The sequence below is a fragment of the Streptomyces sp. NBC_01689 genome, assembly GCF_036250675.1.
Lineage (GTDB): Bacteria > Actinomycetota > Actinomycetes > Streptomycetales > Streptomycetaceae > Streptomyces.
Genome location: NZ_CP109592.1, coordinates 335902 through 350509, shown reverse-complemented (window position 1 = coordinate 350509; position 14608 = coordinate 335902). Strand labels below are relative to the sequence as shown.

Here is a 14608-nt window from a genome sequence, read left to right as displayed (position 1 = left end):
GGTGGGTGAGGGCATGTGTTCGTCCGTTCGCACGGTCAGGCCGCGCCACTGCTGCTCTGGTCAGGGGCGAAGGGGCATGGACCACGGACGCCTGCGCTCAGCGCGAGGGGCTTGCGTACGAGTCTCTCCCGCAGGACTCGAGAATTGTCCACCGGGGGCGACATCGGCGCAGATACGGCAACGGCTATGACCGTGTACCGTTTTTGGTCCCGCTGTTGTCAGTCGGTTTATTCAACCGCGCTTTGAGAGAGTGTCGCTTCCAAGCCGCCACATTTCATAGTTCCCGCATTCTGCCGTGATTTCGGCTGTCGCCTGAGCCGCGGCGAAGAAGTCATCGAGCACTGGCGACGTGCGCGATTCCGCCGCCGCGAGGCACACCTGGTCGGGCGACAGATCCGGGATGGGCACATAGACGACTTCCGGATGCGAGTAGAACACGGACGCCGAACGGGCCAGGAACGAGATGCCGCGGCCGGCCGCCACATGCTCGAGTGTCTCGTCCACCCCGCGTGCGCGGTAGCCGGCGTCAGGGTGTGGGCGCCTGGTGGGCTGCGTGCTCGGGTCGGCGTGCCAGACCAGTGGTTCCCCGGCCAGGTCGGCCTCGGTGACCTCGGTCCTGCCCGCCAACCGGTGGCCGGTGGGCAGTACCGCCACCCGCGGTTCGGTGTACAGCGGGGTGACGCGCAGGCCGGCCTCGTCGATGGGCAGCCGCACGTAGCCGACGTCGATGCGGCCGTCGAGCAGCATCGGGGCCTGGTCGTCCCATTCGATCCGCTGCACGTCCACGACCACGTCCGGATGCCGGGCCTCGAACGCTCGTGCGGCGGGGATGACCGGAATCCCGGCCCGGAAACCGACCGTCAGCCGCCGGCTGCCGCGGGCGGCGTCGGACACCCGGCGGCGGACCGCGTGCGCGGAGGCGAGTAGCGGACCCGTCTCGGCCAGCAGTTGCCGGCCGGCGTCGGTCAGTGCCACGCCATGGCGGTCCCTGGTGAACAGCGAGGCGCCGAGATCCTGCTCGAGCGCGCGGATCTGTCGGCTGAGCACCGGCTGCGCGATATGGAGTTCATCGGCGGCGCGGCCGAAGTGCAATTGGTCCGCCACGGCGGCGAAGTAACGCAGTTTGCGCAGGTCCAGATCCATGGCGTCTCCCAGCCCGGTGATGCCTTCAGGGTATCACCACGGCCAGAAGAGGTCTTGGACACCAGCTCAGGGGTAATGGCAGCCTGAACAGGTGCTGATCCGGGCCGACGAGAATTCGGCACAAGAATTCGACATCGGAATTTTATAGCAGGGTCCGGACCCGGAATGAGCGCACTGTTTCCATACCTATCAGTTCAATGGAGTGACCGTGGGAAAGTTGGATGGCAAGGTCGCGGTGATCACTGGCGGATCCACCGGCATGGCACTGGCAGGCGCCAAACTGTTCGTCGAGGAAGGGGCGCACGTCTTCATCCAGGCCCGGCGGCAGGAGGCGCTGGACGAGGCCGTCAAGCTGATCGGCCGCAACGTCACCGCCGTCCAGGGTGACGCGGCCGAGCTGGACGACCTGGACCGTTTGTACGACACCGTCAAGCGGGAGAAGGGTTCGATCGACGTCCTCTGGGCCAGCGCGGGGATGGGCGAACCCGCCGTTCTCGGCGAGATCACCGACGAGCAGTTCCACCGCGCCTTCTGGCTCAACGCACGCGGCACCCTGTTCACCGTGCAGAAGGCGCTGCCGCTGATCAACGACCGCGGTTCGATCCTCATGACCGGATCGAACGCCTCCCTCGGCGCATTCCCCGGCTGGAGCCTCTACGCGGGAAGCAAGGCCGTCCAGCAGGCCTGGGCCCGCGTCTGGCTCAACGAACTGCGCGACCGCAAGATCCGGGTCAATGTGCTGACCCCCGGTCAGGTCGCCACCGCCAAGCAGGAGGAGCTGTTCGACGAGGCGACCAAGACCGCGTTCGAGTCCCTCATCCCTCGGGGAAAGATGGGCCGCCCGGAGGAAATCGCCACCGTCGCCCTGTTTCTGGCCTCCGACGACTCCAGCTACGTCAACGGCTTGGAACTGGTCACCGACGGCGGCACCACCGCTATCTGAACCCCGTGCGGGGGATGTCGCGGGCACGCCCCGCGACAACGACTCGCCGCGACGAACCGATCTCGAACGCGGGCATCCGCGATACGCCGACGTGTCGGTCGGGCGCCGAGTGCGCCCGATGACGAGCCGGAGATGCCAGGAAGCCGATGCAGGCGGCTCAGAACGCCGCGGCCGACGCCCCGTGCCTGACTTGGCACGAACGAGACAGAGCGACACGTCGACAACTGGAAAAGAGCACACTTCATGAGCAGCATCACCCTCATCGGTACGGGGAACATGGCCCGTGCCATCGGCACGCTCGCGACGGCGGGCGGCAACACCGTCGAGGTCATGGGACGCGATCAGTCCAAGGCCGATGACCTGGCCAAGGCTCTGGGCGGCGGCGCGACGACCGGCAAGTGGGGCGCTGTGCCGGCCGGGGACATCGTCATCACCGCCCTGTTGTACGACGGTGTCCTTCCGGTCGTCACCGAATACGGAGACGCCCTCGGGGGCAAGGTCATCGTCGACATCAGCAATCCCTTCAACGCGACGTTCGACGGACTGGCCCACAGCGCGGAGACCTCGATCGCACAGGAAGTCGCCAAGGTGGCTCCGGCCGGCGCCAGTGTGGTGAAGGCGTTCAACACCATTTTCCGGAACGTTCTGGAGGAGGGCCGGCCCGACGTCTTCATCGCTGGCGACCAGGCGCAGGCCAAGGCCGACGTGGCAGCGTTCATCGAGAGCCTCGGCCTGCGCCCGCTGGACGTCGGCGGCCTGAAAATGGCGCACTGGCTGGAAGGCATGGGCCTGGTCACGGTGAGCCTTGCCGGCAACGGGGTCGGCCACTGGGACTTCGCCCTCGGCGTCAGCGAATTCACCGGCTGAGTCCGCCCCGAGCCGAGCGATCGGTCGGCCGGCCAGAGGTAGGAGTGAGGGGCGCGGGCCAAATTCGTCCCCTCGCCGGGCGGTGCGGGTATTCACGGACGGCCGTGAAGCGACGAAGTGAGGTGACTCCGGCGGTGTTGACACACCGACAATGGATCTTGCAGATCCGAGGAAGGGTGTCCTGGTGGGACGGAAGTCTCCGTATCCGGAGGAGTTCAGGAACGATGCCGTCGCGCTGTACCGCTCGGCGGGCGGGAAGCGCACGTATGCGGCGGTCGCGGCGGACGTCGGGGTGACCGGCGAGACGCTGCGGAGCTGGGTGCGCCAAGCCGACGAACACGCCGGCCGCGATCACGGTTGTGGCGAGCAGAGCGTGGAGGGCCGGGAGGAGGAACTGGCCCGGCTGCGGGCGGAGAACGGCCGACTGCGCAAGGCCGAGAAGGAGTGGGAGCTCGAGCGGGAGATCCTGCGCCGGGCGGCGGCCTATTTCGCCAAGGAGATGAAGTGAAGACCCGCCGCTGGGACTTCGTCTCCGCCCATGCCGAGACCTTCGGCGTCCAGCGGATATGCCGGGTCCTTCGGGTCTCGCGCTCGGGCTACTACCGGTGGATCGCCGGTGCGAAGACCCGCCAGGAGCGGCAGGCCGCCGACGACGCCCTGCTCGTGGAGATCCGTGAGGTCCACACCGAGCACAAGGGAACCTATGGTGTCCGGCGCGTCCATGCCGAACTGCGCGGCTTCGGGCGCACCGTCAACCGCAAGCGCACCACCGTCCCGGACCGGCTCGCACCGCCCGCCCCGGACCTCGTCCAACGCCGGTTCACCGCCGCCCGGCTGGACGAGAAGTGGTGCGGCGACATCACATACGTGCAAGTCGGCGGGACATGGCTGTATCTCGCCTGCGTCATCGACATCTGCTCACGCCGGGTGCTCGGCTACTCGATGGCCACCCACATGCGCGCCGAACTGGTCATCGACGCTCTGACGATGGCGGTCGCAACCCGCGGCGGCAACGTCACCGGAGTGATCTTCCACGCGGACAGGGGAGCCCAGTACACGTCGGCGGCGTTCGCGCAGGTCTGTGACCGTTTCGGGATCCGCAGGAGCATGGGCCGGGTCGGCTCGAGCTACGACAACGCCCTCGCCGAGTCGTTCTGGCAGGGGCTCAAGAGGGAGACGATGCACCAGCGGATGTTCTCGACGGTGCGTCAGGCGAGGCTGGAGATCTTCCAGTGGCTGACCTACTACAACGCCCGACGGCGCCACAGCGCCCTCAACTACCTCTCGCCAGCCGAGTTCGAACAGCAGCACCAGCGAGGACGTAAACTCACACTCGCCGCATGAACCCCTGTGTCCACACTCCGGGGGACACCTCAGAAGTGTCCTGCCTGCCCACCAGCCGACCGTATTTCCACCCGCCTCGGCCCGGGGCAGCCTGTGCGCTGTGAGCCCCCTTGTGAGCCTTGGCAACGTCCCGCTGTGCGCGGTCTCCTGATGACACGATCGCGGACCATGCGGGGCAAGTGGCCCTGTCCGGCAAGCGAGCGTCACCCGGTCGACAAGCTCTGAAATGACGCAGTGCCACGTCGAGCGTGGGTTGCCTTCAGCGCGGCGATCGCTTCGGCGACTCGAATGAGCGGCGCATGAGCGAATTGTCGACAAGACGAGAACGGGATCGTCTCGGCACGCCGGTGAAGACTCATCCTGTGCACGCGGATATTCGCCCTGCCACTACTCAAGCACGCCGTAGTGCAACTGGGGGCACAGGTCGGTGTTGCACTCCTGGCTTGCGCCCGGACTTCAGGAGTTCCTGGAAGCCGACCATGTCGTAGGTGTCGTCCCGCGTGATGACGTGTGTCAGGCGCGGGCCGAGGCGGGTCGCGGTCTCCAGCTCCTGTGCGCTGAAGAGGAAGCCGCCGTCGCCGGAGACGGACAGAATGTGGGTCCGGGGCCGCACCATGGCGGCGGCCATCGCACAGGGAAGGGCCACCCCCCGGAGTCTGCTGGCCGTCGGAGAACAACAGGTGCCCGGGCTGGTAGGAGCGGAAGTGACGCGCCATGCAGACAGGGAGGCGGTTGCCGCATCACGGTGCGGGTGCGGACCTCGCCGAACGTCCCCTTGATGCGTATCGCGTACATGAGGTTGTCGCTGCTGAGCGCATGGTCGACCAGCGCGGTCGGAGCCGTGCGGTCGGTGCTCGTCGTCGACGTCTGGTAGATCTCCCGTGCTCGCCGCTCGGCAGGGTGCCCGTCGTGCGTGCCCGGTAGGTGAGCCGCCACGGTCCTCGCCCGACGGCGGAACACGGTATGGGGATCTTCCGGTGCCCGCAGAGCGGGATGCCTTTCCGGGGTCCGGTCGGCCACGAGCGCGCGCGGCGTCTCCGGCCTGACGGTGGTGGACCAGCCGCACGGCCGAATTTGCGCGCGCCCGACCCGAGCGTGTGTTCGTATCGAGCCGCACGCATCTTGACCGGCGTCATCGCTCGGCCCGAACGGCGGACCCCGCCCCGCACCGCTCACCCGCTGTCGGCCCGGTCGGCGGGCCCGTTCCTGTTCTGCAGATCTGCCGGCCGACGCGTCCAGACATGCATCCATAACGGATACATGCCTGAATGTACGGTACGTGTAGTTTTGCAGTGTCGATCTCTCGTGGCCCCTGACGGCCCCCAAGAAGGCCGTCACGAAGGGGCTCCTCGGCGGACCTCCCCTCGACCCGGCAAGAAGGTGCGGCAGTGGCGTATCAGTGGACACGGCGCGAGGACGCGAGGCTGCTCACGGGAAACGGCCGCTACGTCGCCGACATCAAGGTGCCGGACTGCCTCGACGCCGTGTTCGTCAGGAGCCGGATCGGCCATGGCCGGCTGCGCGCCGTCGACTGCACCGCGGCCCGCGAGGTGCCCGGCGTGGTGGGCGCCTGGTCCGCCGCCGACCTGACGGACATGCCCGCGTGCGCCCACTCGGCGGCCGCTCTGCAGGACCTGCCCCCGGTCCCGCACACCGTGCTCGCCAAGCTGTCCTCGGACGAGGCGGTCGCCGGCCGGGAGTGGCCGGCGCTGGTGAAAGAACGCGTGCGGTACGCGGGAGAGGCGGTCGCCGTCGTCCTCGGCGAGGACAGATACCGGGCCGAGGACGGCGCAGAGGTGGTCACCTTCGACGTCGATCCGCTGCCCGCGATGGTCACGCCGTCCGCCGCGGCCTCGGACGAGACCCTGCTGTTCGAAGGCCTGAGCAACGTCGCTCTGCGGGGCGAGACCGGCACGCCCATCGAGGACGCAGTGTGGCAGGAAGCGGCCGCCGTGGTGGAGGGCCGCTTCCGTCAGAACCTGCTGATGCCCACACCGATGGAGTGCCGGACGATCCTCGCGGTACCCGACAAGGACCGCCTCACGATCTGGTCCGGGCACCAGATGCCGCACCGGCTCCGCCGTGAGATGGCCGCACTGCTGGGCTGGTCGCAGGATCGGATCCGCGTGATCGTGCCGGACACCGGTGGGGCCTTCGGCGGCAAGAGCGCCTCGTTCCCCGAATTCGTCGTGGTCGCCTTCCTCGCCGTCACCCTGCAGCGCCCGGTCCGGTGGATCGAGGATCGTCTGGAGTCCATGATGGTCGCCACCCGTGGCCGCGGCCAGGACCAGCGGGCCCGTCTGGCCGCCGACACCGACGGACGGCTCCTGGCCTACGAGCTGCACATCGACGCGGACGTCGGCGCCTATCCTCACCTCGGGGTCGGACTGCCGATGCAGACCGCCTGGATGGCGACCGGCGCGTATACCACCCCCCAGGTGCACTCCACGGTGCGCTCGATCCTCACCAACACCATGCTCACCTACCCCTACCGAGGCGCCGGCCGCCCGGAGGCGGTCACCGCGCTCGAGCGCTGCATGGACATGATCGCCAGGAAACTCGGCATCGACCCGGCGGAGCTGCGCCGCCGCAACTTCATCCCTCCCGACGCCTTCCCCTACACGACACCGACCGGCCGGACCTACGACAGCGGCACATATGCCCGTGCACTGGACCTGGCGCTGGAGACCGTCGAGTACGGCGCGTGGCGCGCCGAACAGGCAAGACGCCGTGACGATCCGACCGCGAAGCCCCTGGGGATCGGTCTGTCCTGCTACGTGGAGCGATCCGGCGGAGAACCGGGCGGGCTCCACGAGTTCGGCAGCATCGAGGTCGGCGCCGACGGCATCATCACCGCCCGATGCGGGGGCGCCTCCAGTGGCCAGAGCCACGAGACCGTCTTCCCCGCACTGGTCGCCAAGACCCTCGGCGTGGACGAGCAGCGGGTCCGGCTGATCGAAGGCGACACGGACGAACAGCCCGAGGGGCTCGGTTCGTTCGCCAGCCGCACGGCCCAGGTCGCCGGCGCGATGCTTCAGCACGCCTCCCAGCTGGTCATCGCGGAAGCCCGGCGACGGGCCGCAACCCTGTGGGACGTGCCGCTGGAAGAGGTGGAGTGGTCGGACGGCACCGTCCACGCCGCCCATGACGGCACTGCCGCGATGGACGTGAGCGAACTGGTGAAGGCGACCGGGCCCCTGCGCGTGGAGGACCGCTTCGAGACCGGGATGGCCTTCCCCTTCGGCGCCCACGTCGCGGTCGCCGAAGTCGACCCGGAACTCGGCACCGTGGAACTGCTGAAGGTGGTGACGGTCGACGACTGCGGCGTGGTCCTCAACCCCGACATCGTCCGCGCTCAGGCCTTCGGGTCCGCGATGCAGGGCATCGGCCAGGCGCTGTACGAGGCCATCCCCTACGACGAGCACGGCACACCCCTGCTGGCGAACGGTCTGCTGGACTACCTGCTGCCGACCTACACCGAAGTGCCGCCCATCGAGGTCAAGGACACCTGCACACCGAGCCCCAGCTCGCCTCTGGGTGCCAAGGGTGCCGGGGAATCTGGCTGCATCGGCCTGCCGGCCGCGATCGTCAACGCCGTCGTCGACGCCCTGCGGCCCGCCGACGCAGACCTGCTGCAGATGCCGCTCACCCCGGACGTCGTCTGGCGCGCGGCGCGCGCCCCGAAGCTGGAGGAGGACCGGTGAAGCCCGCCGCCTTCGACTACGTCGCACCCCGCACCGTGCCCGAGGCCGTCGACGCCCTCGGGCACGGAGGGAGCAAGGCCCAGGTCCTGGCAGGAGGCCAGAGCCTGCTCCTCGAGATGCACCTGGAACGCATCCGCCCGGACCTGGTCGTCGACATCAACCGCATCCCGGAACTCGACACCCTGCGGGTCGTCGACGGCTCGCTGCGGGTCGGCGCGCTGGTCAGACACCAGGTCTTCGAATCCGCGCAGGCCGTACCCGGCCCCCTCGGGTCGCTGTTCGCCCGCGCCGTCGTCAACATCGCCCACCCGCCGATCCGCTCCAGGGGAACCATGGTCGGTAGCTTCGGCTGGGGCCACCCCGCCTCCGAGTGGTGCGCCATCGCCATGGCCCTCGACGCCGACATCCATCTCCGAGGACCACACGGCGTCCGTACCGTCGCGGCCCGCGATTACTTCCACGGCCCCCTCAGGACGGACCGCCGCCCCGGCGAACTGATCACCTCCGTGAGCTATCCCCTGCTCGCCGACCACACCGGCGTGGGCTTCATCGAACACCGGCGCACCCACTTCTGCTTCGCCCAGGTCGCCGTCGCCGCCGTCCTCACCGTGGCCGACGGAATCATCCGGGAAGCACGGATCGGACTGGTCAACTGCGCAGACCGGCCTCTGCGGGCCCACGCCGCCGAACAGGCGCTGACCGGCGTGGAGATCGGCACCCCGACCGACGGATACCGACTTCCCGCGGACCATCCGTTCGCCCGCGCCGGCCGCATCGCAGCCGAACAGGACGCCGCGCCCATCGCGGAACCGTACGCGGACCTCGAATACCGCCGCCACGCCATCGCCGTCGTGGCCGCCAGAACCCTGTGCCAGGCAGCCGACGACCACCGTTCCCGCATCGCCGGGACCGAGGGAGACAGCCGATGAAGATCACGCTGACAGTGAACGGCGAGGAGATCCCGCTCGACGTGGAGCCCCGACGCGTTCTCGCGGACGTGCTGCGGGAGGACTGCCGGCTGACCGGCACCCACTTGGGCTGCGAGCACGGCGTGTGCGGGGCCTGCACCGTTCTCGTGGACGGTGAGGCGGTGCGCTCCTGTCTGATGCTCGCCGTGCAGTGCGACGGCAGATCCGTGCGGACCGTGGAAGGGCTGGCCGGCCCGGACGGCGAACCCAGCGCACTCCAGCGGGCCTTCTCCGCCGAACACGCACTGCAGTGCGGCTTCTGCACGCCCGGATTCCTGATGGCGGCCGCCGGGGCGCTGGAGGCCGACCCGGAGCTGGCCGACCACCCTGAGCGCGTGGATCACGTCGTCGGATCCAACGTCTGCCGCTGCACCGGCTACGAACCCATCCGCCGCGCGATCACGCGAGCAGCACGCGAACAGCACGAACACGTGACCTGACGCCTGGTCCGTGCCGGTCCGGCGATCGTGAGGAGTGGAGATGGCTGTCAGGGGAGACGTCCGTGCGGGGATCATCGACGTGCACGCGCACTGGCTGCCCCGCGACCTGCTCCGGCTTCCGCCCGGCTCCCCACCGGGCGGCATGAACGACCGCGACGGACAGCTCCACCTCGGCGACCACCCGCTGTTCCTCGCCACCGAGGCGATGACCGACATCCAAGCGGTCATCGCCGACACGGTGAGGACGGGACTCGGAGCCCGCGCCATCTCGCCACCGCCCTTCGCCTTCCCCGTCTTCCAGCCCGCCGAGGCGGACGACTACATCACGGCCTACAACGACCAGCTCGCCGAAGCCGTCTCCGCGAGCGACGGCGTCCTGGTCGGACTCGGCCTGGTCCGGGTGGACGACGTGGCCGCCGCCCGCCGCGAGATGACACGTCTGACGGGCCTGCCGGGCATCGCGGGCGTCGCCGTCCCGCCCCTGGTCCAAGGCCGCTCCTACGGCGACGGCACCATGCGGGAAGTCCTGGCCGCGGCCGCCGACGCGGGCCTCGCCGTCCTCGTCCACCCCATGCAACTGCCGCGCCCGGAGTGGAAGGACCACTACCTGGTCAACCTGATCGGCAACCCCGTCGAGACCACGACGGCCATCGCCTCCGTGCTCCTGAGCGGCGTCATGGAAGAACTCCCCGACCTGCGCATCTGCTTCGTCCACGGCGGAGGCTGCGCCCCCGCGCTCATCGGCCGGTGGCAACACGGCTGGCACGAACGGGAGGACGTACGCCGCGGCGGCAGCCGCCCGCCGGCCGACCCCTTCGCCCGTCTGTACTTCGACACGGTCACCCACGACCCCGAGGTCCTCAGGCTCCTGACAGCCCGCGCCTCCCAGGACAAGATCCTTTGCGGGAGCGACTACCCATTCGACATGGCAGAGCCAGACCCCGTCCGCTTCCTCCTGGACTACGGCCTCGACGCCGCGGCGCTCGGGGCGAACGGGCGCCAGTTCCTGGGAATCCGGACCGCCTCCTGAGGTACGCGATGCATTCCAGCCCCGCCTTCAAAGCCCTGGTCATCGGCGGATCCGTCGGAGGACTCGCCACCGCACACGAACTGCGCGCCGTCGGCGCCGACGTGTCATGGGCACCGGCATCGTCGCGAACGCGGTGGTCACACTGCCCCGGAGCCGTGGAGAAGCTGGTCAAGGACCTGGAGCGGGCCGTGTTCTCCGGTGGCTTCACCTTCTTCGGCGCGCGGGAGGTCGACGGAAGCGAAGTCACCGCCGCATTCGCCGACGGCTACACCGCGCAGGGCAACTTCCTGGTCGGAGCGGACGGTATCGGCTCGACCACCCGCAGACTCCTGGACGCCACCGCCCGCCCCGAATACGCCGGCTACGTTGCCTGGCGCGGCCTCGAACCCGAATCGGCGCTCCCCGGTGAAGTGCTGCACCCTCTACAGCGCCCTTCGGGAACCCCTCGCCGCCGTGTGCTACCGCCTGGACAGCGCCCTGAGCAACGTGCAGCCGACGGGGAAAGCGCGGAAGGCTCACGGCGAGTCAACTGGGTCTGGTACGCCAACGTGGCCGAGCCGGACCTCCCGCCCCTCATGACCGGCCGCTCCGGCCGCCGCTACGCGCACTTCCTGCCACCCGGCGAAGTACCCACCGAAACGGCTGACAGGGTCGCCGCTCAAGCCGACGTCTCACTCCCGCCGCAGTTTGCGCAGCTCGTGCGGCTGTCGGACCTCTTCATGCAGCCGGTGTACGACCTCGCCCCGCGACGCATGGTGGCGGATCACGCGGCGCTGGTCGGCGACGCCGCCGGCACCGTCCGTCCGCACACCGCCTCCGGGACGTCCAAGGCGTTCGGGGACGCCGCTGGCCTCGCGGCCGCCCTGCAGGGCTGGACGCCCGACACGGAACTCCCCGCCCGGGCCTTGGAGATCTGGGAGACGCAACGGCTCGGCCGTCTCGTCTCCCTGGCCGAATCCGGCCTTCAACTGGCGGCACGATCGACGCTGGGCATCCCCGAAGGCGGCCAGTTCCTGTCTGTCGGCGGGCCTTGACCTCGGATTGTGATCACGTCTAGGCGGCTTGGGCCAGGGCGGTTGCTGTTGCTCGGAAGTCGTTCTCGTAGGCGGTCGGGGTCCGCCGGTCGAGGCGGGAGCGCCGGCGTCGGGTGTTGTATCGGTTGAGCCGGCGGAAGGCGCCGAGTCGCGCTCCATGCTCATTCGACCGGCCTTGACGGCCCATGAGCGTCTCCCTCTTGCAGACGGCATTGAAGCATTCCGCCGCAGTGCTGTCCGCGCTGGATGAGATTGCCCCCATGCTCTGCCGGACCCTGCTGACCTGCAGATTTCAGCGAAGGAGCTACTCGTATAGGGGATCGCCTGCGCGGGGCGTCGCTGCCGGCCGGGGGACCGGTGGATCGATGCTCGCTCGCGACCGACCGCGTCACCCGGCAGGGGCCAGCGCCGCCCCGTATGCCGGGCGGAGAGTGCTCAGCCGCGGTGGGTCTCCAGTAGCCGCAGCCAGACTTCGCCGAGGGTGGGGAAGGCGGGTACGGCGTGCCAGAGCCGGTCGAGCGGCACCTCACCTGCGACCGCGATGGTGGCCGAATGGACCAGTTCCCCTACACCGGGGCCGGCGAAGGTGACACCCACCACGGTGCCTCGGTCGGTGTCGACGAGCATGCGGGCCCGGCCGCGGTAGTCCTCTCCGTACTGATGGGCGCCGGCGACCTGGGCGAGGTCGTAGTCGACGACTTTGACCCGGCGCCCGCTCCGCTCGGCCTCGCGGCTGGTCAAGCCGACCGAGGCGATCTCGGGGACGGTGAAGACGACCTGAGGGACGGCCGCGTGGTCGGCGGTGGCGGCATGGGCGCCCCAGGGAGCGTCGTCGACGGGCTCGCCCTTGGCGCGGGTACCGATGACGGTGCCGGCGATCCGTGCCTGGTACTTGCCCTGATGCGTCATCAGCGCGCGCCGGTTGACGTCGCCGACCGCGTAGAGCCAGCCGCCGGCGACCCCGGTGACCCGGAAGGTGTCGTCGACGCTCAGCCAGTCGCCGGGGGTGAGACCTACCGCTTCCAGGCCGACCTCGTGGGTCTGCGGGGCGCGGCCGGTCGCCAACAGGATCTCGTCGGCGACGAGTTGTTCTCCGTTGGAGAGCGTGATCCGGACTTCGCCGGCTGCGCCGCCGTCGCGGTGCACGGAGGTGGCGGTGGTGCCGAAGCGGATGTCGACGCCTGCTTCGCGCAGCGCGTCGGTGACCAGTTCGCCGGCGAACGGTTCCATCCGTTCGAGGAGACCGTTCTCGAGGACGAGCAGGGTGACCCGGGAGCCGAGGGCCTGCCAGGCTGTGGCCATCTCGACAGCGACCACACCACCTCCGACGACGGTGAGCCGGCCGGGCACCTCGCGGGCGCTGGTGGCTTCGCGGCTGGTCCAGGGGCGGACGGAGTCGAGTCCGGGAAGGGGAGGCAGGGCGGCGCGGGTGCCGGTGGAGAGCACGACGGCGTGCCGGGCGGTCAGGGCGACCGTGTTGCCCTCAGGGGTCTCCACGGTCACCTCTCGGGGGCCGGTGAGGCGCCCGTGACCGCGTAGGAGGTCGACGGAGACCGAGTTCAGCCAGTCGGCTTGGTCCTCATCCTTCCAGTACGAGGACATCCTGTCGCGATGTGCGAAGACCCGCTCGGCGTCCAGCGGGCCGGCCACCGCCGGGTCGAGCCCCGGTACGCGGCTCGCGTCGGCACGTGCCACCACGGGCCGTAGCAGCGCCTTGCTCGGGTCGCAGGCCCAGAACGAGCATTCGCCGCCGAGGAGTTCGCGTTCCACGATCACGGTGCTCAGTCCTGCGGCGCGGGTGCGTTCTGCGACGTTCTCGCCGACCGGGCCCCCGCCGATGACGATCACGTCGTAGGTGCGGGCCGTCTGGTTCGTCACTGCTGTGTTCCTCACTGTTTCGTTCCTCATTGCTTCCGTGACCAGGCCGTACGCCTCGGCGACGACCGTGGCCCGTGCAGGTCGTGGTGGCCGATACCCGCAGCCGGTCGGCGCCAGGCCGCGGCACCGTACAGGGTCGAGTGGGCAGGGTCACGGGATGGGACGGCCATTGCGACAAGCCCGGCTGTCGCTGCCCGCACTTGCCGTGAGAGCCGCGGTGGCCGAGCGGTGGCCGAGCGGCGGTGAGCACCCCTGCGTCGCCTGGTGGACCGGCGCCGGCGCTCGCCCCGGCCACGACAGCCGATGGGCTGGAGCGGACGCCGGCTCTCAGGCGGTGGGTTGTCAGCGGCCGGGCCGGCGCTGCGTGATCTCCTGCAGCACCCAGCCGTTGCCGTCCGGGTCGCTGAAGGTGAGGAAGGAGCCGTAGGAGGCGCGCTCGGGGTGCAGGCCGGCCCTACGTTCCTGGCCGGGTGACTGGTGGGTGACGTCACCGTTCTCGTGGCCGTGGAAGAAGAGGTTGGCGTCGTGGAAGATCTCACTGACTTCGACTCCGCGGCCGACGAGTTCCGCGTGGGCTTTCTCGATGTCGGAGACGATGAGGTACAGGCCCTGGAGCGAGCCGGGTGCGATGGGTGTCAGCCCCTCGCCGAAGATGATCGAGCACTCGGAGCCGGGCGGTGTGAAGTGCACGGCTCGGAAGTCCTCGCTGGCCGTGTGGTCGACGTCCAGGCGGAATCCGACCTTCTCGTAGAAGGCCTTGGCCCGGTCGATGTCGGCGACGGGCATCACGATCATTTCGAGCTTCAGTTCCATGGGGATGTCCTTGTTTCTTGACTTCGGTGGAATGTTCCCATTACGTCATCGGAGCGGTGAACGAGGTTTCGTGTCCAGGTCGGTGAGGCCTGCGGGCTTCGTGGTGACCTGCATCCAGAGAACCAGTCGGAAAGGCGCCTGTGGGTGGCCAAACAGGCCTATCTCGGTCAGGGTCTGCTGGTCCAGGTACTGGCAGGCCCCCTTTCACTGAGCACCTGCGTATGCGCCCCGCAGTGCGATCCACGCTCCCCGGACATCAGGAAATGCGTCGACTGAGGCTGCGTGAACCGTCACGGCCGGGCAGACGACCGGACAACTGCTGCCGCCGCAGGCGGCCGTACCGACCGGACGCGCGAGGCCCGCAGACCCTCTGCACACAGGGCGCACAGAGCGGGACCGCATGACCACACAGCCGGGGCCCGCGCCGGATCCGGATTCCCTGCT

12 protein-coding genes and 1 pseudogene are annotated in these 14608 nt (G+C 69.3%); 8 read left to right on the top strand and 5 right to left on the bottom strand.

Annotated features, from left to right (window positions below; genetic code table 11):
* Nucleotides 1–231: 231 nt before the first annotated feature.
* On the bottom strand, nucleotides 232–1143 hold the full coding sequence (locus OG776_RS01060) for a LysR family transcriptional regulator (RefSeq protein ID WP_148009787.1): 912 nt from the start codon (nucleotides 1141–1143) through the stop codon (nucleotides 232–234).
* A 208-nt stretch (nucleotides 1144–1351) separates the two neighbouring features.
* Here OG776_RS01060 and OG776_RS01055 point away from each other — a divergent pair, with 208 nt between their 5' ends.
* From OG776_RS01055 to OG776_RS01045, 3 genes are all read left to right on the top strand, one after another.
* A complete protein-coding gene (locus tag OG776_RS01055; protein WP_148009786.1) occupies nucleotides 1352–2086 on the top strand; it encodes an SDR family NAD(P)-dependent oxidoreductase in 735 nt (244 codons plus the stop codon).
* Between the two features lie 243 nt (nucleotides 2087–2329).
* A complete protein-coding gene (locus OG776_RS01050) occupies nucleotides 2330–2953 on the top strand; it encodes an NADPH-dependent F420 reductase (RefSeq protein ID WP_148009785.1) in 624 nt (207 codons plus the stop codon).
* Nucleotides 2954–3137: 184 nt separating this feature from the next.
* Nucleotides 3138–4297, top strand: a protein-coding gene (locus OG776_RS01045) for an IS3 family transposase (protein ID WP_329323621.1) whose coding sequence is annotated in 2 segments (ribosomal slippage) — nucleotides 3138–3393 and nucleotides 3393–4297 — 1161 coding nt in all. Because the reading frame shifts where the segments join, the coding sequence is not laid out codon by codon here.
* 391 nt (nucleotides 4298–4688) lie between these two features.
* Here OG776_RS01045 and OG776_RS01040 read toward each other — a convergent pair.
* On the bottom strand, nucleotides 4689–5021 hold the full coding sequence (locus tag OG776_RS01040) for a thiamine pyrophosphate-dependent enzyme (protein WP_261994720.1): 333 nt from the start codon (nucleotides 5019–5021) through the stop codon (nucleotides 4689–4691).
* Nucleotides 5022–5080: 59 nt separating this feature from the next.
* A pseudogene (locus tag OG776_RS42315) lies at nucleotides 5081–5548 on the bottom strand (hypothetical protein); the annotation flags it as partial.
* A 137-nt stretch (nucleotides 5549–5685) separates the two neighbouring features.
* Between OG776_RS42315 and OG776_RS01035 the strand changes: the two are divergent.
* The 5 genes from OG776_RS01035 (at nucleotide 5686) to OG776_RS01015 (ending at nucleotide 11473) form a co-directional block, all read left to right on the top strand.
* Entirely contained in the window at nucleotides 5686–8001 is a 2316-nt protein-coding gene (locus OG776_RS01035) for a xanthine dehydrogenase family protein molybdopterin-binding subunit (protein ID WP_329318224.1), read from the top strand.
* Complete coding sequence (locus OG776_RS01030) at nucleotides 7998–8930, top strand: FAD binding domain-containing protein (RefSeq protein ID WP_329318222.1); 933 nt, start codon at nucleotides 7998–8000, stop codon at nucleotides 8928–8930. The genes OG776_RS01035 and OG776_RS01030 overlap by 4 nt, the downstream gene beginning before the upstream one ends.
* Nucleotides 8927–9409 carry a (2Fe-2S)-binding protein gene (locus OG776_RS01025; protein WP_148011369.1) on the top strand — a complete coding sequence of 161 codons (483 nt, stop codon included), beginning with the start codon at nucleotides 8927–8929 and terminating at the stop codon, nucleotides 9407–9409. The genes OG776_RS01030 and OG776_RS01025 overlap by 4 nt, the downstream gene beginning before the upstream one ends.
* Before the next feature lie 40 nt (nucleotides 9410–9449).
* Nucleotides 9450–10439 (top strand): amidohydrolase family protein, encoded by a 990-nt coding sequence (locus OG776_RS01020; RefSeq protein ID WP_329318218.1) that lies wholly within the window; start codon nucleotides 9450–9452, stop codon nucleotides 10437–10439.
* Between the two features lie 155 nt (nucleotides 10440–10594).
* The gene (locus OG776_RS01015) at nucleotides 10595–11473 is read left to right on the top strand and encodes an FAD binding domain-containing protein (protein WP_329326304.1); all 879 of its coding nucleotides are present in this window, start codon (nucleotides 10595–10597) and stop codon (nucleotides 11471–11473) included.
* Nucleotides 11474–11908: 435 nt separating this feature from the next.
* Here OG776_RS01015 and OG776_RS01010 read toward each other — a convergent pair whose 3' ends face one another.
* Both OG776_RS01010 and OG776_RS01005 read right to left on the bottom strand, forming a co-directional pair.
* Nucleotides 11909–13351, bottom strand: coding sequence for a dihydrolipoyl dehydrogenase family protein (locus tag OG776_RS01010; RefSeq protein WP_443077159.1), 1443 nt, complete (start codon nucleotides 13349–13351; stop codon nucleotides 11909–11911).
* A 342-nt stretch (nucleotides 13352–13693) separates the two neighbouring features.
* Nucleotides 13694–14164, bottom strand: a complete 471-nt coding sequence (locus tag OG776_RS01005) for a VOC family protein (protein ID WP_148011364.1) — start codon at nucleotides 14162–14164, stop codon at nucleotides 13694–13696.
* Nucleotides 14165–14608: the final 444 nt, after the last annotated feature.